Source organism: Vogesella perlucida (assembly GCF_979366545.1).
The window spans coordinates 18,461-39,694 of the sequence record NZ_CEETRO010000011.1; the positions used below are offsets into that span (position 1 = coordinate 18,461).

16 protein-coding genes are annotated in these 21,234 nt (G+C 60.8%); 8 read left to right on the forward strand and 8 right to left on the reverse strand.

Features of this window, described 5'->3' with window-relative positions; all coding sequences use genetic code 11:
• Positions 1 to 69: 69 nt before the first annotated feature.
• The 4 genes from ACZ9XP_RS15050 to ACZ9XP_RS15065 all read right to left on the reverse strand — a co-directional run bounded on the left by ACZ9XP_RS15050 (position 70) and on the right by ACZ9XP_RS15065 (position 4,009).
• Positions 70 to 495 carry a LexA family protein gene (locus ACZ9XP_RS15050; RefSeq protein WP_272750395.1) on the reverse strand — a complete coding sequence of 142 codons (426 nt, stop codon included), beginning with the start codon at positions 493 to 495 and terminating at the stop codon, positions 70 to 72.
• A 572-nt stretch (positions 496 to 1,067) separates the two neighbouring features.
• Positions 1,068 to 2,351: a TRAP transporter large permease gene (locus ACZ9XP_RS15055; RefSeq protein WP_465188714.1), complete on the reverse strand. Its 1,284-nt coding sequence runs from the start codon at positions 2,349 to 2,351 to the stop codon at positions 1,068 to 1,070.
• Positions 2,351 to 2,959, reverse strand: a complete 609-nt coding sequence (locus ACZ9XP_RS15060) for a TRAP transporter small permease (RefSeq protein WP_465188715.1) — start codon at positions 2,957 to 2,959, stop codon at positions 2,351 to 2,353. Before ACZ9XP_RS15060 ends, ACZ9XP_RS15055 begins: the two co-directional genes overlap by 1 nt.
• Before the next feature lie 57 nt (positions 2,960 to 3,016).
• Entirely contained in the window at positions 3,017 to 4,009 is a 993-nt protein-coding gene (locus tag ACZ9XP_RS15065; RefSeq protein WP_465188716.1) for a DctP family TRAP transporter solute-binding subunit, read from the reverse strand.
• Between the two features lie 279 nt (positions 4,010 to 4,288).
• Here ACZ9XP_RS15065 and ACZ9XP_RS15070 point away from each other — a divergent pair, with 279 nt between their 5' ends.
• A complete protein-coding gene (locus ACZ9XP_RS15070; protein WP_465188717.1) occupies positions 4,289 to 5,185 on the forward strand; it encodes a LysR family transcriptional regulator in 897 nt (298 codons plus the stop codon).
• Positions 5,186 to 5,286: 101 nt separating this feature from the next.
• Positions 5,287 to 6,372, forward strand: coding sequence for a 4-oxalomesaconate tautomerase (locus ACZ9XP_RS15075; protein WP_465188718.1), 1,086 nt, complete (start codon positions 5,287 to 5,289; stop codon positions 6,370 to 6,372).
• Between the two features lie 52 nt (positions 6,373 to 6,424).
• Here ACZ9XP_RS15075 and ACZ9XP_RS15080 read toward each other — a convergent pair whose 3' ends face one another.
• On the reverse strand, positions 6,425 to 11,065 hold the full coding sequence (locus ACZ9XP_RS15080; protein WP_465188719.1) for a pilus assembly protein: 4,641 nt from the start codon (positions 11,063 to 11,065) through the stop codon (positions 6,425 to 6,427).
• 429 nt (positions 11,066 to 11,494) lie between these two features.
• Positions 11,495 to 12,472, reverse strand: coding sequence for a helix-turn-helix domain-containing protein (locus ACZ9XP_RS15085; protein ID WP_147683102.1), 978 nt, complete (start codon positions 12,470 to 12,472; stop codon positions 11,495 to 11,497).
• A 357-nt stretch (positions 12,473 to 12,829) separates the two neighbouring features.
• On the opposite strand from ACZ9XP_RS15085, the gene eat reads away from it, so the two are divergent.
• The 4 genes from eat (at position 12,830) to ACZ9XP_RS15105 (ending at position 18,131) form a co-directional block, all read left to right on the forward strand.
• Positions 12,830 to 14,251 (forward strand): ethanolamine permease, encoded by a 1,422-nt coding sequence (gene eat / locus ACZ9XP_RS15090; RefSeq protein ID WP_147683100.1) that lies wholly within the window; start codon positions 12,830 to 12,832, stop codon positions 14,249 to 14,251.
• Positions 14,252 to 14,294: 43 nt separating this feature from the next.
• The gene (locus ACZ9XP_RS15095; RefSeq protein ID WP_465188720.1) at positions 14,295 to 15,674 is read left to right on the forward strand and encodes an ethanolamine ammonia-lyase subunit EutB; all 1,380 of its coding nucleotides are present in this window, start codon (positions 14,295 to 14,297) and stop codon (positions 15,672 to 15,674) included.
• Entirely contained in the window at positions 15,671 to 16,495 is an 825-nt protein-coding gene (eutC, locus tag ACZ9XP_RS15100; protein WP_147683096.1) for an ethanolamine ammonia-lyase subunit EutC, read from the forward strand. The genes ACZ9XP_RS15095 and eutC overlap by 4 nt, the downstream gene beginning before the upstream one ends.
• Positions 16,496 to 16,721: 226 nt before the next feature.
• Positions 16,722 to 18,131, forward strand: a complete 1,410-nt coding sequence (locus tag ACZ9XP_RS15105; protein WP_465188721.1) for a sodium:proton antiporter — start codon at positions 16,722 to 16,724, stop codon at positions 18,129 to 18,131.
• Positions 18,132 to 18,218: 87 nt separating this feature from the next.
• Here the strand turns inward: ACZ9XP_RS15105 and coq7 are convergent, their stop codons facing one another.
• Positions 18,219 to 18,839 carry a 2-polyprenyl-3-methyl-6-methoxy-1,4-benzoquinone monooxygenase gene (coq7, locus tag ACZ9XP_RS15110; protein ID WP_465188747.1) on the reverse strand — a complete coding sequence of 207 codons (621 nt, stop codon included), beginning with the start codon at positions 18,837 to 18,839 and terminating at the stop codon, positions 18,219 to 18,221.
• A 109-nt stretch (positions 18,840 to 18,948) separates the two neighbouring features.
• On the opposite strand from coq7, the gene ppa reads away from it, so the two are divergent.
• Complete coding sequence (gene ppa / locus ACZ9XP_RS15115; RefSeq protein WP_017510136.1) at positions 18,949 to 19,479, forward strand: inorganic diphosphatase; 531 nt, start codon at positions 18,949 to 18,951, stop codon at positions 19,477 to 19,479.
• Between the two features lie 69 nt (positions 19,480 to 19,548).
• Here the strand turns inward: ppa and ACZ9XP_RS15120 are convergent, their stop codons facing one another.
• A complete protein-coding gene (locus ACZ9XP_RS15120) occupies positions 19,549 to 20,103 on the reverse strand; it encodes a flavodoxin family protein (RefSeq protein WP_465188722.1) in 555 nt (184 codons plus the stop codon).
• Positions 20,104 to 20,337: 234 nt separating this feature from the next.
• Here ACZ9XP_RS15120 and ACZ9XP_RS15125 point away from each other — a divergent pair, with 234 nt between their 5' ends.
• The gene (locus ACZ9XP_RS15125) at positions 20,338 to 21,228 is read left to right on the forward strand and encodes a LysR family transcriptional regulator (RefSeq protein ID WP_170253537.1); all 891 of its coding nucleotides are present in this window, start codon (positions 20,338 to 20,340) and stop codon (positions 21,226 to 21,228) included.
• Positions 21,229 to 21,234 lie beyond the last annotated feature (6 nt).

Consider the following 21,234-nt stretch of genomic DNA (forward strand, 5'->3'; position numbering starts at 1 on the left):
CAGACACCTCCGGCACAGCGGTGTCACGAGAAAGCCAAGTGACGTACTCATGCACATCTGGAATACGTATCAGAGTGATAAGATCGGCATACATTCTTGGTTGATGCACAAGCGAACAGCCGTAACCACCACAATTGACTTGCTGAAATCTGGATAGAACACTCGCTCACAGCTGGGGTAAACGCTGCAGTCGTCCACCAAGGCAAACAGCGGCATGGCTAGCAGAACTGCTTGATGCAGGACTTGATCACGCCCCAGATCTACAGTCCCTGCCCGTCGTGCAGCTCGATAGGCTGGTGGGGGATTTTCGGGAATCAGCGCCACGCGGGTGCCGCGCCGGAACAGGCGCTTAACGGTGAACTCCTCGGCAAGCACGGTCATGCCGTGTGACTGGGTAATGCTACAATTTACGATCAGAATATCGCCGGTACCGATAACCTCTCCGATCATGCTGTCACCCAACAGCACCATCAAGGTAGCGGCCTGATCCGACACCAACAGCTCTACTAGGTCGAGATTTGCTTACCGTCAGGAGAGTATCGACGCAAGGATGTTACGAAGTTGACTCACAAAGGTATGGCCGAACTCAACTAATGTTGCATTTCAGGATAGAGCCACTCTGTGTCTGGGGAGGCACAGCGACTCAAAAACTCAGTCACGGCCAAACGAACCCCCCAACGTACCCCCAATTCAAAAGAATAAAACACTAAATAGCTGATTTTTATATAAAAACTATAAATAATTCGCTTCCCGCACTGGGACGCGAAGGATATTTCCAAGCTGCTTTGACACCACACTCAAGACGGCACCAGGCTGCCTAGGTACACCGCCGGGCAGGCTGATGCCTAGTGTCTGATACCGCAGATAATCCCCCCATATTCTCTCCTTACCGCTTGGAGAAGATGGGGGGATTTTTCTGTACCACAGTCAAACCACCGCCTGCCCCATGCAAAAAGTGCCGGGTCATGGCCGCCAGCACAAGGAACAAGCCCTGCCTGCGGCCAATCTGCATAAAAAAACCCCGCGTCAGACGCGGGGTAAGGCATGGGCAAGGCCCGAGCGGAGGTTTACATCATGCCCAGGGTTCTGGGCAGCCACAGCGAGATAGACGGTACGTAGGTCACCAGCACCAGGAAGCCGAGCATGGTGAGCAGCCATGGCCATACCGCGATGGTCAGTTCGGTAATGCCCATCTTGGTAATGCCGGAAGCCACATACAGGTTCAGGCCCACTGGCGGGTGACACATGCCGACCTCCATGTTCACCACAATCAGGATGCCGAAGTGCACCGGGTTGATGCCCAGTGCGATGGCCACCGGGAACAGGATGGGGGCAAAAATCAGCACGATGGACGAGGGCTCCATCACATTGCCTGCCAGCAGCAGGATCACATTCACCACCAGCAGGAAGGCAATCGGGCCCAGGCCGGCATCGATCAGCCAGCTAGCCATGGCCTGCGGTACGCCTTCGCTGGTCATCAGGAACGAGAACAGCACGGCGTTGGTGATGATGTACAGCAGCATGGACGACATACTGGCCGAATCCAGCAGCACCTTCGGTACTTGCTTCAGCGTCATGTCCTTGTAGATGAACACCGCCACAATAAAGGCGTACACGGCAGACATGGCCGCGGCTTCGGTGGGGGTAAAAATGCCGCTGTAGATACCGCCAATCACCAGCACGATCAGCGACAAACCCCAGAAGCTTTCGCGCAGGGCATGCATGCGCTGGGCCACGCTGGCCTTGGGCAGACGCGGGTAGCCGAACTTGCGCGCACGGTACCAGGTGGTCAGGCCCAGCAAGGTCGCCAGCATCAAACCAGGAATCACGCCGGCCATGAACAGCTGGCCCACCGAGGTATTGGTGGCTACCGAATACATCACCATGGCGATGGACGGCGGAATCAGGATGCCCAGCGCACCGGAGGTGGTAATCACGCCGGCACCAAAGCGTGGCGGGAAGCCCTGTTTCACCATGGCCGGCAGCAGGATGGAGCCGATGGCTACCACGCAGGCCGGGCTGGAACCCGATACGGCGGCAAACAATGCACACGCCAGTACGCCAGCCAGACCCAGGCCGCCGTGCCAGTGCCCCACCATACTGGTGGCAAAGTTGATCATGCGCCGCGCTACCCCGCCGTGGGTCAGGAAGTTACCGGCCAGGATAAAGAACGGAATCGCCATGATTTCGAACTTCTCGATACCGGTAAACAGCTTCAGCGCCACCGACTCGATAGGTACATCTGTCATGGTAAACAGAAAGGTGAGGACGGTCAGGCCCAGCGAAATGGAGATCGGCATGCCGGTGAGCATCAGCGTAATCAGCAGGCCAAAGATAATCAGGGTGCTCATCAGTGTGTTCCTCCGCGTTTTACATCTTGCGGATGCAGGTTGTCGTCCATGGCGTACCAGTTACTGTTTTCCGGCAGGTCGTCCATGCCTTCCACGTGGGTGTGGTCGTGCTTGGGCAGGCTACCGGTCTTCAGAAAGCCCACGGTGACTTGCAGGAAACGGAAGCACATCAGGTAAGAACCCAGCGGCACCGCCAGGTAGACCAGCCACATCGGGATTTCCAGGTCCACCGACGTCTGGTCGGTATGGGCGATCTCCCACACAAAACCGGCACCCAGCGTGCCGACAATGCCGGTGAACAGAGCACCGGACAGCAGGCCGATCACAATGAATTTGCTGCGGTTTTTCTCGGACAGCTTGTTGATCAAGACGTCCACGCCCACGTGGATACCGGTACGTACGCCATAAGCAGCACCGAATTTGGCCATCCACACAAACAGGTAAATGGTCAGCTCTTGTGCCCAGCTCATGTGGATGCCGGACAGCAAGGGGTTGAGCCAGGCGGTACCGCTACCATAACGGTGCAGCACGGCCACGAAAGTGATGAGCGTGGCAGCGCCCATCAGAATGGCAATCAGCCATTCCTCCAGATGATCCAGGAATTTCACGACGACCTCGCAGAAAGCAGGAGACGGCGGGCAGCACGGCCACCCGCTGGAAAAGACTTACTTGGCGATGGCGCTACGCACCGCGTTGATGGTGGCCATGCCGATGCGCGGCGCGATGTCGTTGAACGCTGGCTGCATGGCTTTTACCCACTCGGCCTTCTCGGCGGCACTGGGCACGTAGACTTGGGTTTTGCCGCTGGCCTTGATGCGCTCGTAGGCTAGGTTGGTGTCTTTCTCGGCCATCTGGTCGTTGTACACGGTGGCATCGCGCATCGCGCCTTCCAGCGTGGTACGGATGGCTGGCGGCAGCTTGTCCCAGAACGGTTTGTTCACCACCACGGCGTAGCCGCTGTAGGAATGGCGGGTATCCACCACGTACTTCTGTACCTCGTACTGCTTCTGCGTGTACAGGTTGGACACGTTGCCATCGGCGCCATCCACCACGCCGGTCTGCATGGCCTGGTACACCTCGGACAGCGCCATGGTCTGCGGCAGTGCACCTACCGACTGGATAATGGCCTGATTGACCTTGGACGAGTTAATGCGGATCTTCTGGCCTTTGATGTCTGCCGGCACCTTCAGCGGCTTGTTGGCGCTGAACACACGGAAGCCGTTATCCCAGAACGCCAGGCCTTTGATACCGCGGCTTTCCAGCTTTTGCATCAGGCTGTTGCCCACCGGGCCACGCGTGACTTTGTGCACCTGGTCTTCGTTCATGAACACGTAGGGCATGTCGAAAACTTCGAACTCCTTGAAGCCCATCGGGCCGAACTTGCTGGTGGTGGGTGCCAGCATCTGTACCGAGCCCATCTGCAGCGCCTCCAGCTCTTCCTTGTCCTTGTACAGCTGGCTGTTGGGGTAGATCTGGATCTTGACCTGACCCTTGGTGCGCTCCTCCACCAGTTTCTTGAAATACTCGGCAGCCTGCCCCTTGGGCGTGTCCGTGGCCACCACGTGGCTGAACTTGATCACGATAGGGTCGGCGGCCAACACCGCCTGGGAACCCAGCAGCAAAGTGGCCAAGAGGAGGGGGGATGTCAGTTTTTTCATGGTGGTGTCTCTCCGTATTGTGTTTGCCCTACAGCGTAGGCGTTTGCCAGCTGCTTGCGCTGCATTGTGGTGGCGTCTTTTTGTTTTGTTAAATGCATTGTTTTTTATGATTATTGCTAAAAACTGATAAATAGTCTGCCAAAAAAAATGGCCACCGCGGCAGGTGGCCAACACAAGGGAGTACTTTTTGCTGTACTGCCGGAGCAGACAGCGCCCAGTGTGCAAAGCTTGCAGACCGTAGTAAAGTAAATTTATCTGCCAGATTATTGAGCTTAGCGCATGAAAATCGACACCATCGGCGTACAAGCCTTCATCGCCATTGCCGAGAGCGGCAGCTTCCAGACCGCGGCCGACAGCCTGTTTCTGTCGCAGGCCGGCATTACCCGGCGCCTGCAAAACCTGGAAGACTACTTGGGGGTCAAGCTGATCGAGCGCACCACGCGCTCGGTAGCACTCACGCGGGTGGGGGAAGAGTTCCTGCCACACGCCAAGCGCCTGCTGGGCGAGCTGGCCGGCTCGCTGACCGAGATCCGCGATACTGGCCGCCTCAAGCGCGGCAGTGTCACCATTGCCTGCGTACCCACCGTGGGCGTGCGCTTCTTGCCGCGCATCATCCAGGCCTACTCGGCGCAGTACCCCGATAACCACATCAAGATTCTGGACCACACCTCGGCCGGGGTATCCAGCGCGGTACTGCAGCGCGAGGCCGAGTTTGGCATCACCATTGCCGGCAGCCACCATGCCGAGCTGCTGGGCGTGCCGCTGATCGAAGACGAATTTGTGCTGGTGTGCCGCGACGACCACCCCCTGGCCGCCCTGCCCACGCTGCAATGGCGTGATCTGGAGCCCTACCCGCTGATTTCCATTGGCCAGTTCAGCGGCAACCGCCCGCTGCTGGACCGTACGCTGGAAGAAAACCAGGTCACCCTGCAGTCGCTGTACGAAGTGCAGCGCGTGTCTACCGCCTTGGGTCTGGTGGCCGAAGGCGTGGGCGCCGCCGTACTGCCCGGCCTGGCACTGCAGCAGGATGCCTACCCGCATATCCGCGTGATGCGGCTGCAAAACCCGGTGGTGTCACGCGGTTTGGTGCTGATAACCCGCAAAACGGCCGAGCTGTCACCGGCAGCGCAGGCGCTGTACGAAATGGTGAAAGCCTACCCGGCGCAAGATCTATAATTTACAAAAGCGCATTAATTGCAGAAATAAATTCATTTCTCTTATGCGGCAGCCGTACCGACAATGCCCCGGTAAATGATCCATCTACCGAGGTAACAACCATGTTGATCCCCATTCCCTGCGTCGTCATGCGCGGTGGCACCTCCAAAGGCCCCTTCTTTCTGCACAGCGACCTGCCGCAGGACGAAGCACGCCGTAACCAGGTGTTGCTGGCCGTGATGGGCTCGCCCGACCGCCGCCAGATCGACGGCCTGGGTGGCGGGGACTCGCTGTCCAGCAAGGTGGTGATGGTGTCGGCCTCCAGCCGGCCAGGCATCGATGTGGAATACCTGTTTGCCCAGGTATCGGTAGACAACGCCTCGGTAGACACCTCGCCCAACTGCGGCAATATGCTGGCCGGGGTCGCGCCGTTTGCGCTGGAGCATGGCCTGGTCGCCGCCGACAAACCGCACACATCGGTACGCATCTACAACCAGAACACCGGCAAGGTGGTGGAAGCTGTCGTGCAAACGCCGGGGGGCAAGGTGAACTACGAAGGCGATGTACACATCGACGGCGTGCCCGGCAGTGGCGCGCCCATCCTGCTGAATTTCATGGATGCCGCCGGCGCCAAAACCGGCAAGCTGATGCCCACCGGCCAGGCCATTGACGTGATAGACGGGATAGAGGTGTCTTGCGTGGATTTTTCCAGCCCTATCGTATTCATTGCCGCCGCCGCGCTGGGCAAAAGCGGCTACGAGAGCAAGGCCGAGCTGGATGCGGACAGTGCGCTACTGGCCCGCATAGAAACACTGCGACGCCAGGCCGCGCTACGTATGGGCATGGGCGATGTCACAGGCCAGGTGCTACCCAAAGTGGTCCTGCTGGCACCACCTGCCGCAGGTGGGCAGATCTGCTCGCGCTACTTTGTGCCGTGGAACTGCCACGCTGCCCACGCCGTCACCGGCGCGCTGTGCGTGGCTGCTGCCTGCCATATCCCAGGCACGCTGGCGCACCGCCTGGCACAACTCGACCCGGCGAACCCCCGGCAGGTCACCATCGAACACCCCGGCGGCCAGCTGCATACTCAAGTCTGCCAGGACGGCCTGGATGCAGAAGGTTGGCCGCATATCAGCAAAGCCGGCGTGGTACGCACGGCCCGCCCACTGGTGGCCGGCGTAACCTATGTGCCCGGCCACCTGTGGTAAGCCCCACGCCATCACCGTAGCTACCCGCCCTGCTGGTACGCAGGGTGGGCGATTAGTCCTCCATCACCTCGCGCCAGCTCACGCGCTGTACCGTGCGGCTGCAGCTGGCACCAGCGTTTAGCCGTACGGTCTGCCCGGCACTGGTCTTGACGTTGTTGGCACAGCCTTCGTAGTTTTTACCCACCAGAAATGGCTGGTAGGGCTTGTCCTGCATGCTGTAAAAGCTGCTGCCTTTCGGGGCATCAAACAGGTTGTAACCGAAGGCAGCGTTGACTTTCACCCCGGCGGTATACGCCAGTTTGCTCTTGTTCGCGTCATCCACCTGGTCGGTAATCACAATGGATGTGTCACTGAACGCGCCGCCAGTCTGCGTATTTACCGCCATCAGGTAGCCCTCTGCCGCCTGGGTGGCGCAGCCATTCACCGAAACATCAGGGACATAGGTCAGGTATTGCAGCTGTTTGGCAGTCTGGGTCAGGTCGGTAATCACGCGCTCTCCGCTGACCGGCAGGTCTTGGTACCAGCCCAGCCGGTAGTCAGATGAGGGGGGCGTAGCGGTAAACGGGTACTGGGTGCCGCCCAGCAGCTTGTCCGTGACAAAAGTGCGCGGGCTGCCGTTGTTGCTGCAAGACGTGGCGATGATATGGCTGGGTGGAAACACCACGGCATGCCGGGTAAGCGTGCGGTACACCGTGCCGCCGGTGGCCGTGTACTGGCCAATGGTCTGCGCCCGCAGCTCGTGACGGCCACACACGCTACCGCCGTAATCCCAGAGGCCGTACACGCTATTGGTGGCCGACTCGCGTTTGCGTACCAGGTCGTTCTTGCCGCATTCGCCGGCACTTTTGTCGCACTGTTCGATGAATTTGCCCGTGCCGACATACACCATCAGCCCAGGCTGGCTCACGCTGGGGTTATCCACTCTACGCTCGGTGTTGTACGCCACGGCAGGCGCCACCACGATGGGCTGGATGTATCCATCCGGCCCGGTCGCGGTAAACAGCGGCTGGCTTGCCACGCGCCACTGCGCAGGCGTGGCACTGCTGAGGTCGAACTTCCACACGTTGCCACGCAGGTCACCGGCATACACCATATCGACCTTGCCATCCTTGTTCAGGTCTACCGGGCGCAGCTCGGACAGGCCATTTTCGCCTACCACCGATGTCATCAGTTTGAAGTAGCTACTGCCGCTGGCGTTACCCGGCTGGTTGACCCATGCCCCGCTTTTGTTAACCGGCAGGATGAACAGCCCGGACTTGCGCGTGGCGGCGCTATCCGCGGCGGGGAAACTGCTTTTGTCGTAATAGCCATTGGGGGCCAGCACGTACCAGTTGCCGTCATTCAGTTTGGCGATATAGGGGCGGCCAAAGGTCAGGCCCAGGTCGCTATCGTCACTGTTGTTGAACTCCCATTTCACCAGGTTGGCCGCATTGCTTTCCGACACGCTGGCCGGCTGGGTAATGTCCAGCAAGTAGAGCTCGCGCCCGCCCTCGCCCAGCGCCCCGGCTAGCAGGGTGCGCCACTGGGTGCCGACTTTCGCTTCGGCACGGGTCTGCTGGCCGTTGACAAAGTTCTGGTGGGTAGCGGCATAGCCTTGCCGTACCACATCCACCAGTTTGGAGCGCTCGCCGGTTTTCAGGAACACTTTGGGGATAAAGCTGAAAGCCTCCTCGCCGGTGGCAGCCTTGAAGCCGTGCAACATACCGTCGTTGCCGCCAACGTACACCATGGGGGTACGAGTGAGGTTATTGCTGCGGAAGGTGTCGTAGTCGCTGCTCTGCTCTACCTGGTAGTAAGGCGCGCCGACATACAGGGGGGCCGAGCGCAACAGGTCGCCCAGCTTGGTCTGGGTGCGGGCACGGTACTGGCCGCTGCCGGAACCTTCGTTGCTGCTGCTGCCGCGCAGGTAATCCACACGTTTCTGGGCGTTGGTATCATTGCTTTCGCTGGTTTCGCGCAAGCTGGATAGCACCCCGGCAGTCTGCAGGTTGGCCGCACGGAACGGTATGCCGCCACTATTGCTACCGGCGATGATCTTGCGGTCGGCACCGGCCACTTTCTCTGACGTGAGCTTGCCGCCAGCAGACCATTGCAAGGTAGAGGTGGTACCGGTATCGACCACGCCACTGCTGAGGTTCACCTTGTAGGCCGACAGCTCGCCGGTCCAGTTGGCCGAATCGAAGGTGGTTTCGAAATACAGCGAATCGGCCATCACCTTGAGCGAGGTGGCACTGCCGGAGGTGAGCGAGCCGGCACGCCGGGCGATGCTGTCGAATGCGGCGGCCAGCTGCGTCTCCAGCCGGAGCGGGTTCACCACCAGAAAGTAGTTATCCGGCACGCCGTCACCATCGTTATCCCAGATCTGGTTGAAAGCAGACGGGCTGTTCGCCAGCGTACTGTCTGCATAGCCGCCGTACTTGGCCGCATACCACAGCGGGTCGTTCAGTTTGGTAACCGCCGACGCACTGGTATCCACCTCAAATTCCAGCGTGCACTTCAACGGCAAATCATTGGCCGTTGCCTTGCAGCTGTTATTGCCGGTATCACGATAGTCCAGCGCGTAGTTGACCGCCCCGCCACCGACGTCTTTCACCACCAGGTACAAACCATCACTACGGCCGTTCTTTACCGGTTTCACCCCGGTAATGATGTAGCCCATATGCTGGTCGATGCCACCTGCAGCATAGGTGGAATCCACCGCCACACTGACCTTGCCAGCACTGGTCACCGCAATGGTGTACTCGGCGATGGCGTCCATATCGTGGTCGGCGCCTTGCTCCACGTCTTCATAATTGATGGAAAACTTGTAGTAAGGCCGGCCACCATTGACGCTGGCGTCGTAGTTGGATGGTGCCGTATTGGCCACCTGGGTCACGTAGTAGTCCACAATCTGGTCGGTAGGGTAATAGCCATTCTTGGGAACCCCCGAGCCCCCCACCGACTTGGCAAAGGGCTGAATGGTGACCTGCTTACCCGCCAGCGGGATACTCACTTTCAACGACGGCGAAGACAAGGACACAGCGTAGGTATTGATCTTGGGTAGCAGGCTGATGTCACTGGGCTTGTTACTGCTGGCAGGGTTAACCAGGGTATTACTGCGGGCATAGTAAGCCAGCAATGATGTGCCAAAGCCCCCCTGACGGGTAGGCTCGCCCGGTGTTTGCCCGCGGATGGTGGCAAAGGAGCTGGCCGCTTTGAGTGTCGGTGCCAGGTCGTTAGTTTTGGTCGTGGATAGCTCGCCAATGGCGATGTTACGGCTGCGGGTACTGCCGTCGGCAAACTCCCAGTTCCACAGGGTATTGCCTGCACTGAGCATGCTGAAAGAACCCAGACTGGCCCGCCCCTCTTCATCAAACGGCGAGCCGGGCAGCCCGGTATCGTAAGAGGTATAGGCGTCGCTGATCAGGGTGATATTGGGTTTGGCACACCAGTAATTACGCGGTTTGTTACTGCCATCCAGGCCGTAGGGGTTTTGCCAGTTCACATCCACAGGCAGCCCCATGCCACTATCTACCGAGGTAGCGCTACTGAACGCCGACGTTTTGCCCAGGCCGGCGTAGTAGCGCAGCGCCTCGTACATCATCTCGGCCAGCGGGTTACCCCAGTTACGGCAGTTGCCGATATTGCCCAGGTCGTTGGACAACTCCCAACCGCAGCCGTAGGTCCAGTCGGAGTTTTTGAAACCCACGACCCGCAGCTTGTTCAGCGTGCTGATGATGCCGTTGCTGTCGCTCAGGAACTGGCCACTGGTGGTGCTGATTTCGTCGCTGATATCGCCGATATTCTTGCGCAGCACGCCGCCATCCAGCGGCCGGTCAAAGCTACCGCTCAGCAGGCCAAAGCGCATGCGGTTACTGTCGCCGTACTTCTGTAGCAGGCCGGATGGGCGCAGGCTGCCATCGCTGTATTTCTTGCAGTTGTCTTCGGGAAAGCTGGCGTCACACACCCTGACCCGTACGTTCAAATTGCTAGGGCTGATCGACACATCACCATTGCCCGCGTTGTAACTGTTACCGGCTACCGGTCGCTCCTTGCTTAGCCAGTTCCATATACTCACAGAGGAAGGCACTTTGACCACGCGCAGCAGGGGGGCATCCGTCTCGGTACCAATGGTGACGTTGGCAAACAAGGTGCGCTCGCCACTAGCGGGCTGCCAGGCGGTAGGCGCGTAACGGCTAAGATCGTACCCGTCCACCGCGATACTGGTGTATTGCTTGCCCCAGGCGTGGGCATCTTGTGGAATGTAGGCCCGCTGCAGCACAACACGGCCGCTGCTCAGGTTGCCGGATACAGCCTCATCCAGATAGCGGCTGCCACCGTATAGCACGCGCCGCAGGGCATCGATACGCGCGGTGGTCAGGTAATTCAGAAAGTCGCCGGACCATTGCTCGGTATTGCTGCCGCTATTGCACTGCTTATTGGATGTCGTCTGCACAGGATCGAAACGGCCACTGCTGTAGACATAGCACTTCTTACTGTCGAAATAGCCGTAATAGTCAATGCTAGCGGGCTTGTAGCGTGTATCTACCAGGCCGTCACCGTCCAGATCGGACGCATCGTCGTAGGCTTCGTAGAACAGCTTGTGGTCTTTACCCAGTACCAGCAGGTTTAACGGCGTCTGAGTCGATGCGTTCGTCACCAGGGGTACCACAGGCACATCCAGCGCCCAGGCTGGGGCGGCGAACGTCGCCACGACGACAGGCCATAGCAAGACCGCCTCCACACTGTACCGAGCTTGGCCAGCCCGCTTGTGTAGCAGGCGTCCAGATTCCTTCGTTAGCATCCTCTACCCCACACCCTTTGCGCACGGAGACCGACATCGCTTGCAATCAATAAAAAAGCAATAAAAGCTCGCAGGAAAAACGGCCTTGTTTTTTTAGCGTTAACTGTCGAATGACAAAGCAAATATTATCTACCAATCAAGGCCCATGCCATACAGCTTTTCAAGCAGAAGGCAGCAGAACGTACGATGTCAAACAGAGCCAGGCAGTTGGTCGCACCCGTAACAGGCATGCGGCCAGCCCTGCCCGCCGGGATGCTGATGGCCAGGGGGCATGCATGCCTAAACCGGCGAGAAGCAGGCAAGAAACCGGCGGGCCACCTTGCCAGGCGCAGGGCGTGCCTAGCTGGAGGCCAGGCCGGCAGCACGCTGGCGCGTCTGGCTGGGCGTTTCGCCAAACAGGCGGCGATAGTCGTAGCTGAAGTGGCTGGGGCTGGCAAAGCCCCAGGCGGCAGCCAGATCGTTGATGGGGGTATCGTCCAGCGGGTGGTGGCGTAATGCCTGGCGGATGTGATTAAGACGCAGCGCGCGCAGCCACTGCAGCGGGCTGGTGGCTACGACCTCCTGAAAACCGTTTTGCAGGGTGCGGCGGGTTACATGCAGCTGCTCGCACAGCATCTCGACGGTAGGCAGCGTGTCGGCCGGGCTGGCCGCCAGTGCGCTGGCGGTATTCACCCAGTCCAGATGGCGCTGCTGGATCACACTGCGGCCAACATGGCCCCCACCCTGCCCCTGTACTAGCGCCTGTACCAGCGCGGTGATACTGGCCAGCGCCAGCCGCGACGGCGCAGCACTGTCGGCCGGGCTCGCCAGAATGCTGTCCAGCGCGTAGCACAAGCGGGTGTAGGCCGTTACCGGCAGGGTAAGCGTGCCGCTTTGGCGCCAGACTGCCGGGGCATGGAGGCCGGTAATCAGCTGCGCGTGCAAGTCCAGCAAAGCTAGCGGCAGCACCATGCCGTAGATCAGGAAACCCGGCGGGGTGCGCAATGTGAAATCGCTGCCGCCAGGCGACAACAGCACCGTGTTTTCCGGCACGCTGCGGCCACAGTAGCGCAGCTGGCCGCTACTGCCAGGGCGCGGGATGCCGAACCATATGGCATCTGGCCACGGCTGGCAGTGCTGCCAGGTTTCGCAGGATGAAAACTCGCGAAACAGCTGCAGGCGCGGCAGGCACAGCTCGTCCAGCCGCCCTTGGTAACGCCCGCAGGACAGCTGGGCGTAGTCCTGCTGCCAGCCGGTGATAAAGGCAGCGTGATCGGCCGCGTCTTCGGCCATGCGGGTGGTCAGCTGCATGCTGGCCATGCCGGTCAGTGCTTGCATGGCATCCTCCGTTTATCAAAAACCACACTTGTCCGCAGCAATATTCACACCAGCCCGGCGGCATGACGTTGGCTATCCAAAACCGGCAAATTCGCCATGTCTGTGCACCCCCCTGCCCCCGCATGCGCCAGCACGGTGCAGCACGGAGCCATGCCAGCCGCCAGCCGCACTGCCGCTGGGCAAGCTGTCGGCACGTCTTTTGCTGCCATGCAGCAAAAGCGGCTAAGTGCCGGCAAACATGGCCAGTGCAATTTCCGTTTTGCGATACCGGCCCCCGCAACGCACTTCCTACCATGGCGTTGAAGGCCTGACAGCGGGTGCTGCGGGCAGGGAGCAAACAAGCATGGAGCAACAACAATGAGCACAAGCAACCATGGCCTGGCACGCAAGCTGGGCGGCTGGCAGCTCTGGGGCATCGCCGTCGGGCTGGTGATCTCGGGCGAATACTTTGGCTGGAGTTACGGCTGGGCACAGGCGGGCACGCTGGGCTTTCTGGCCACCACGCTATTTGTGGCGCTGATGTACACCGCTTTCATTTTCAGCTTTACCGAACTCACCACCGCCATCCCGCATGCTGGCGGGCCGTTTGCCTACGCCCGTCGCGCCTTTGGCCCGGTGGGTGGCTTTGTAGCCGGTTTTGCCACGCTGTGCGAATTCGTCTTTGCCCCGCCGGCCATCGCGCTGGCGATTGGCGCTTACCTGAACGTGCAGTTCCCGGCGCTGGACGCCAAGTGGATTGCCTGCGGTGCCTATCTGGTCTTCATGACGCTGAACATCGTGGGGGTGAGCATTGCCGCTACCTTCGAGCTGTGCGTCACGCTGCTGGCCATTTTCGAGCTGCTGGTGTTCATGGGTTTGGTAGCGCCAGGCTTTAGCTGGGCCAACTTTACCGCCCACGGCTGGGCCGGCAGCGACGGTTTCAGCCTGGCGGCCATTGGCGGCATCTTTGCGGCGATTCCGTTTGCCATCTGGTTCTTTCTGGCCATCGAAGGCGCCGCTATGGCCGCCGAAGAAGCACGCGACCCGGTGCGCACCATTCCGCGCGCCTACATTGCCGGCATCCTCACACTGGTCGCGCTGGCGCTGGGCGTGATGGTGATGGCCGGTGGCGTGGGCGACTGGCGCACGTTGTCCAATATCAACGACCCGCTGCCGCAGGCCATGAAGGTGATTGTGGGCGGTGACAGCGGCTGGCTGCACATGCTGGTATGGCTGGGTGTGTTCGGCCTGATCGCCAGCTTCCACGGCATCATCATGGGTTACTCGCGCCAGATCTTTGCGCTGGCCCGTGCCGGCTACCTGCCCCCCGCGCTGGCGGTGGTACACCCGCGCTTCAAGACCCCGCATCGTGCCATTCTGGCCGGCGGTGTGATCGGTATCGCGGCCATCTTCAGCGATAGCTTTATCCAGATTGGCGGCCTACCGCTGACCGCCAACATCGTGACGCTATCGGTATTCGGCGCCATCGTGATGTACATCGTGTCCATGCTGTCGCTGTTCAAGCTGCGCCGCAGCGAGCCAGCCCTGGCGCGCCCCTACGCCGCGCCGCTGTTCCCGCTGCTGCCGGCCATTGCCCTGGGCTGCGCGCTGGTCTGCCTGGTGGCCATGGGGTACTACAACACCATGCTGACCGGCCTGTTCCTGGCCATTATGGCGGCCGGCTTTGCCTACTACCTGGCGACCCACCGCCAGCGTGCCGCTGCCGCGCACGACGCGCTGCTGCACGGCGAGGCCAGCGAACCCGCAGTGAAACCCGTGCTGGCCACCGAAGCATCCTGATACTCCGTCGAGGCAGGGCCGGCTGCGCCGGCCCTGAAGCACCATGTACCACATCACCATCGGCCCGCGCCGTTACCACTTTGCCGACCTCAAAACCCTGCTGGCCCGCGCCTCGCCGCTGCGCTCCGGCGACCTGCTGGCCGGCGTAGCCGCCGCCAGTGCCGAAGAGCGCGTAGCGGCACGCTACTGCCTGGCCGACGTGCCGCTGCGCGACTTTCTGCAGCACCCCATCATCCCGTACGAAGACGACGAGATCACGCGGCTGATTATCGATAGCCACGATGCCGCCGCCTTTGCTGCCGTGGCGCACCTGACCGTGGGCGGCTTTCGCGACTGGCTGCTGTCCGATGCGGCCAACCCTGCGACCTTGGCCGCACTGGCCCCTGGCGTCACGCCGGAAATGGCCGCCGCCGTCAGCAAGCTGATGCGCAACCAGGACCTGATCCTGGTGGCGCGCAAATGCCGCGTGGTCACCGCTTTTCGCAATACCCAGGGCCTGCCTGGCCACATGGGCGTGCGCCTGCAGCCCAACCACCCCACCGACGACGCGCGCGGCATTGCCGCCGCCATGCTGGACGGCCTGCTGTACGGCGCCGGCGACGCGGTAATCGGCATCAACCCGGCCACCGACAGCCCGGAGGCCATCCACACCATGCTGGCGATGATGGACGAGGTGCGCCTGCGTTACGCCATCCCCACGCAAAGCTGTGTGCTGACCCACGTGACCACTACCCTGGAACTGATAGGCCGCGGTGCGCCGGTGGACCTGGTGTTCCAGTCGGTAGCGGGTACCGAGCGGGCCAACAGCGGCTTTGGCATCAACCTGGCCGTGCTGCAAGAGGCGCACGACGCCGCGCGCAGCCTGCAGCGCGGCACGGTGGGCAACAACGTGATGTACTTCGAAACCGGCCAGGGCAGCGCGCTCTCCGCCGGTGCACACTGGGGCGCCGACCAGCAAACCTGTGAAGCCCGCGCCTACGCCGTGGCGCGGCATTTCAACCCGCTGCTGGTGAATACCGTGGTGGGCTTTATCGGCCCGGAATACCTGTACGACGGCAAGCAGATCATCCGCGCCGGGCTGGAAGACCATTTCTGCGGCAAGCTGCTGGGCCTGCCCATGGGCTGTGACATCTGCTACACCAACCACGCCGAAGCCGACCAGGACGATATGGACACCCTGCTCACCCTGCTGGGTACTGCAGGCATCCATTTCATCATCGGCGTACCCGGCGCCGACGACATCATGCTGGGCTACCAGAGCACGTCCTTTCACGACGCGCTATACCTGCGCGAGCTGCTGGGCCTGAAACGCGCACCGGAATTCGAAGACTGGCTGGAAACCATGGCCATTACACGCGCTGGCCGCCTGCAGGCACACGGCCAGCAGCCGCCACTCCTGGGCCTGATGGAGACCGTAGCATGAGCGTGATTCCCTTCCCCGGCGCCGCGGCCAACCCTGAAACCATTACCGAAGACAGCTGGCAGGCGCTGGGCCAGCACACGGTAGCGCGCATCGCGCTGGGCCGTGCCGGTGCCAGCCTGCCTACCCGCGAAACGCTGCGCTTTGCGCTGGCCCACGCCCAGGCGCGCGACGCGGTACACACGCCGCTGGACAGCGCCGCGCTGGCTACCACGCTCACGCAGGCTGGCCATCGCGTGCTGCAGGTGCAGTCGGCGTCGGCCAACCGTGCGCAGTACCTGCAGCGCCCCGACCTGGGCCGCAGGCTGCACCCCGATAGCCGCGCACAGCTGCTGGCACAGGCTGCGGATGGCTGCGACGTGCTGTTTGTGGTGGGCGACGGGCTGTCGTCGCTGGCCACCGCCAGCCACGCCGCCCCCCTGCTGGCCGCCACCCTGCCGTATCTGGCCGAGGCGGGCCTGCACATTGGCCCGGTCGTCATCGCCAACCAGGCCCGCGTGGCGCTGGCTGATGAAGCCGGCGAGTGCCTGCAGGCGCGGCTGGTGGTGATGCTGCTGGGCGAGCGCCCGGGTTTGAGCTCGCCAGACAGCCTGGGCGTGTACCTGACCAGCGCGCCAAAGGTTGGCCGCATGGACTCGGAACGCAACTGCATCTCTAATGTGCGCCCGGCCGGCCTGCCCTACCGGCTGGCGGCATTCAAGCTGGCCTGGCTGATACGCGCCGCGCTGCAGCAGGGTAGCGGCGTGGCGCTGAAAGACGGCAGTGCCGCCGAGCCAGGCTGGGCCGCGCTACTGGCGCGTTGTCACAGCACACTACCCGGCTAAATCCCCCACCACCGGCACACGGCACCGCCTTAACATGCGGTGCCGTTTTGCTTGGCATATCAGCTGTTTACATTCTGCAACAGCAAGGGGAAAGCCCTGATAGCCCCGCCAGCGGCAGATGCTGGTAAACTGCCGCGCTTCCGGTTTCCCCCTGACAGAGCAAACCATAAAGGACGACGCATCCGGCGCCGGAACGGGCTGCGTTACCGACAACACAGGATTCACCATGAACCTCTCCCGTCTGCCGCACCTGCTGGCCGGCGCCCTGCTGCTGTTACCTGCGTTTGCGCAGGCCAGCATCAACGGCGGCGAACTGGCTATTGCCTGGGCACTGCCGTTTGCCGGCATGCTGCTGTCCATTGCCCTGCTGCCGCTGTTAGCGGCCAACCTCTGGCACCACCATTTCGGCAAGATCGCTGCCGTGTGGTCGCTGCTGTTCATCGTACCGTTTGCCGCCAGCCACGGCCTGGGCGCTACCGCCTACGAAATGGCGCACACGCTGGTGCTGGAATACGTGCCGTTCATCATTCTGCTGGTGTCGCTGTTTACCGTGGCCGGCGGTATTTACCTGCGCGGTAACCTGCACGGCTCGCCGCTGCTGAATACGGGCTTTCTGGGCGTGGGTACCGTGCTGGCCAGCTTTACCGGCACCACCGGTGCGGCCATGTTGCTGATTCGCCCGCTGCTGCGCGCCAACGACAACCGCCGCTACAAAACACACGTGTTTGTGTTCTTCATCTTTCTGGTGGCCAATATCGGCGGCTCGCTCACACCACTGGGCGACCCGCCGCTGTTTCTGGGCTTCCTGAAGGGCGTGGGCTTTGGCTGGACCATGGTGCACATGCTGGCGCCGATGGCGCTGGCCAGCGCTATCCTGCTGGTGGTGTTCTACCTGCTGGATCGCCACTACTACCACAAGGAAGAGGACCTGCCGCCGCTGCCGGACCCGACGCCGGACTCGCGCGTAAGCATTGAAGGCAAAGTGAACTTTGCGCTGCTGGGCGGCATTGTGGTGGCCGTCCTGCTGTCCGGCATCTGGAAGCCGGGCATCAGCTGGCAGATTGCCGGCCTGGATATCGAGCTGCAAAACGTGGTGCGCGATATCCTGCTGCTGGGCGTAACCCTGCTGTCGCTCAAGCTCACCCCGGGCCGCTGCCGTCAGGCGAACGCCTTTAACTGGGGCCCGATGCTGGAGGTAGCCAAGCTGTTTGCCGCCATTTTCATCACCATGATTCCGGTACTGGCCATGCTGAAAGCCGGCAAGGCCGGCGCCTTTGCCGAGCTGGTCAGCATGGTCAGCACGCCAGACGGTGTGCCGGTAAACGCTGCGTATTTCTGGCTGACCGGCGCGCTGTCCAGCTTCCTGGATAACGCCCCGACTTATCTGGTGTTCTTCAACCTGGCCGGTGGCGATGCCACCCACCTGATGCACGATGGTGCCACCACGCTGATGGCCATCTCCATGGGTGCCGTGTTCATGGGTGCCAACAGCTATATCGGTAACGCGCCGAACTTCATGGTGAAAGCTATCGTGGAAGAACGCGGCGTGGCCATGCCCAGCTTCTTTGCCTACATCGGCTGGGCCTGCCTGTTCCTGATTCCTACCTTTGTGCTGCTGACTTTCGTGTTTTTCTAAGCGGCGGCGGCCAACCTTGGGGTTGGCCGCATGGCGCAGCATCAGTAAAAGCCCGCTTGCGCGGGCTTTTTTATTGGGAGGGGTGGCTTACACGCGGTAGCTCGTAGCAGTCATCACCTTGGCGGTGAGCTTCATCAGCCCTTTCACCGGCAGTGGTAGTGGCGCGGCGCCAAAATCATGCGCCATGTCGGCGTGCTTCAGCTCGTCGTCGCGCATTTGCGCCACGATGGCGCGGCTTCTGGCGTCCTGATCCGGCAGCTGCTGCAGGTGGCTATCCAGGTGGGCGCCAACCTGCTTTTCAGTTTCTTCCAGAAAGCCCAGGTTCCACTTGTCGCCCAGCAGGCCGGCCGTGACGCCAATGGCCAGCGAGCCGGTGTACCACACCGGGCCCAGCAGGCTGGGGCGGCCGCCCAGCTCGCGGATGCGCTGCTCGGTCCAGGCCAGATGCTCTACCTCTTCGAAAGCGGCGTGGCGCAGTGCCTCGCGCGCAGCAGGGTTACGCGCGGTGAGCGCCTGGCCCTGATACAAGGCCTGGGCACATACCTCGCCGCAGTGGTTCACCCGCATCAGGCCGATGGCATGTTGTTTTTCCGCTGCCGTGAGCTCGGCCTCGACTAGCGCGTGGTCCGGGCGGGGGCGGCTGCTGACTGCCGGCGCAAACAGGGTGCGCAGGCCGCGGTCGAATTCTGTAATCAGTTTGTCTAGCATCATGCTGGCTTATGGCAGTCATCAATAGTGGCGATTATACCTTGCCGGTGCTGCTGTTATAATCCCGTGGTTTGTTTCACTCTACCCTACCCTAACAAGGACACCGCGTATGAATATCGACCTGATCAGCCCGGGCAAGGACATGCCTAACGACATCAACGTTGTGATCGAGATCTCCGCCAACAGCGCCCCGATCAAATACGAATTCGACAAAGAAACCGGCGCCCTGTGTGTAGACCGTTTCATGGGCACTTCCATGTTCTACCCGGCCAACTACGGTTTTGTACCGCAAACCATCGCCGGTGACGGCGACCCAGTAGACGTGCTGGTCGTTACCCCGTTCCCGCTGCCTCCTGGCGTGCTGATCCGCGTCCGCGCCCTGGGCCTGATCAAGATGGAAGACGACGGCGGCGTGGATGCCAAGCTGATCGCCGTGCCGGTAGAAAAACTGTGCCCGATGTACAAGGACATCCAGAAACTGGAAGACCTGCCACAGCTGCTGCGCGACCAGATGGTGCACTTCTTCGAGCACTACAAAGACCTGGAAAAAGGCAAATGGGTCAAGATCAACGGCTGGGGCACACTGGAAGACGCGACCCGCGAGCTGAACGAAGGTATCGAGCGCGCCAAGCAAGGTTAAGCCTGCCGCCGCACGCAAAAAAGCCGGGTTACCCCGGCTTTTTTGTTGCCTGCAATACGGTTGGCCGCATCAGGCGCCGCGTTTGAACTGCGCGGCTTTTGCTGCCAGGCGGGCGCCAAACAGTCGGGCGGTTTCCAGGTCGGCGGCATCGGGCGTGACCTCGGCTGGCGCGTTGTCAGTACGGGTCATCAGGCCCAGCGAGCTGCCGTAGCGGTTGATGTCGCTGCCAATGGTGCCGCCGGGCATCAGGCCGGTACCGACCCAGATCATGCTGTGCTGGGCTGCAAACACCGACAGCTGCTGCAGGGTGTTCAGCTTGTCGCCGCTAGGGCTATTGGACACAGTGAAACCACCGGCGATCTTGTCTTTCCAGCCCTGGCTATACCAGACCTTGGCACTGGCATCCATGAAAGCTTTGAACTGTGCGGACACACTACCCATATAGGTGGGTGCACCAAATACGATGGCATCGTATGCGGCCAGCTCTTCAATACGTGCAGTCGCTTCGTCAGCATTGAGCAGCACCACCTCGGCATGAGCACGAGCGCCCTCTGCCACGTGCTCTGCCACCTTGGCGGTGTGGCCATAACCACTGTGATAAACAACGGCAAGTTTGGTAGTCATCGCATTTCACCTATATAAATAGAACGAAGTCATAGCATGGCTGTGCCATCAGGCTAGCTGGCAAACAGCACGCTAATTCAGAAAATCCGGCAATAGCAAAGTGGCCGTGCCAATATCAAAAATGGCTGACAAACCAACGCTTTGTACTGCAGCAAACTGTCAATGGCAGTATATTGCTGTGCCAGTGATGGATATAGCGTAACTTTCTGACACTTTTTTTCAGATATTCTGAAGATGAAACTATCCCTTGATGCCCTGATGGTGCTGGATGCCATCGACCGGCGTGGCAGCTTTGCCGCCGCCGCAGAAGAGCTGTACCGCGTCCCTTCTGCCATCACCTACAGTGTGCAAAAGCTGGAGCAAGACCTGAACGTGCAGCTGTTTGACCGCAGCGGCCACAAAGCCAGGCTGACCTCCACCGGCGAGCTGCTGCTGAAAGAAGGCCGCTCCTTGCTGGATTCGGCCGCCATGATAGAGAGCCGTGTCAAAACTCATGCCACAGGCTGGGAGGGCGAGCTGCGCATTGCCATGTCCGATCTGCTGTTCTTTGACGATGTGCTGCTATTGCTGGAAGAGTTCAACCAACTAGGGGCAGATACCGAGCTGCGCATTACACGCGAAGTATTTGGCGGGACCTGGGATGCGCTGGTAGACGGCCGGGCAGATCTGGCCATTGGCGCCACCGAAAACAGCCAGGGCGGTGTGTTCCAGACTCGCAGCATGGGCAAGACCAAGTTCGTGTTCTGCGTGGCACCTGACCACCCCCTGGCTACGGCAGACGAGCCCATTCCACAGCATTTGATACGCCGTTACCGCGTCGCTGTGGCGGCAGATACGTCACGCAGTTTGCCTCCACGTAGTGTTTCGATACAAGAAGGTCAAAGCCGTCTGACCGTTGCCACAGTAGAAGACAAAATCGCTGTTCAACGCGCCGGCCTTGGAGTAGGTTTCCTACCACTTTGCCGCATCCATGACGATGTAGCTGCCGGCCGGCTGGTAATCAAGGAAGTAGAAGAAAAGCGCGCTCCGGTCCAGCTGCACTATGCCTGGAAAGAAAGCCAGCCCGGTCAGGCCCTGAGTTGGTTTATCAAGCGGCTGCAAACATTCGAATGGAAACTTAGCTAGCCGCTA

Coding starts and splice junctions, on each gene's coding strand:
- ACZ9XP_RS15055 (WP_465188714.1), bottom strand. CDS start 2,351: ATGAGCACCCTGATTATCTTTGGCCTGCTGATTACGCTGATGCTCACC.
- ACZ9XP_RS15065 (WP_465188716.1), bottom strand. CDS start 4,009: ATGAAAAAACTGACATCCCCCCTCCTCTTGGCCACTTTGCTGCTGGGT.
- ACZ9XP_RS15070 (WP_465188717.1), top strand. CDS start 4,289: ATGAAAATCGACACCATCGGCGTACAAGCCTTCATCGCCATTGCCGAG.
- ACZ9XP_RS15075 (WP_465188718.1), top strand. CDS start 5,287: ATGTTGATCCCCATTCCCTGCGTCGTCATGCGCGGTGGCACCTCCAAA.
- ACZ9XP_RS15085 (WP_147683102.1), bottom strand. CDS start 12,472: ATGCAAGCACTGACCGGCATGGCCAGCATGCAGCTGACCACCCGCATG.
- eat (WP_147683100.1), top strand. CDS start 12,830: ATGAGCACAAGCAACCATGGCCTGGCACGCAAGCTGGGCGGCTGGCAG.
- ACZ9XP_RS15095 (WP_465188720.1), top strand. CDS start 14,295: ATGTACCACATCACCATCGGCCCGCGCCGTTACCACTTTGCCGACCTC.
- eutC (WP_147683096.1), top strand. CDS start 15,671: ATGAGCGTGATTCCCTTCCCCGGCGCCGCGGCCAACCCTGAAACCATT.
- ACZ9XP_RS15105 (WP_465188721.1), top strand. CDS start 16,722: ATGAACCTCTCCCGTCTGCCGCACCTGCTGGCCGGCGCCCTGCTGCTG.
- coq7 (WP_465188747.1), bottom strand. CDS start 18,839: ATGCTAGACAAACTGATTACAGAATTCGACCGCGGCCTGCGCACCCTG.
- ppa (WP_017510136.1), top strand. CDS start 18,949: ATGAATATCGACCTGATCAGCCCGGGCAAGGACATGCCTAACGACATC.
- ACZ9XP_RS15120 (WP_465188722.1), bottom strand. CDS start 20,103: ATGACTACCAAACTTGCCGTTGTTTATCACAGTGGTTATGGCCACACC.
- ACZ9XP_RS15125 (WP_170253537.1), top strand. CDS start 20,338: ATGAAACTATCCCTTGATGCCCTGATGGTGCTGGATGCCATCGACCGG.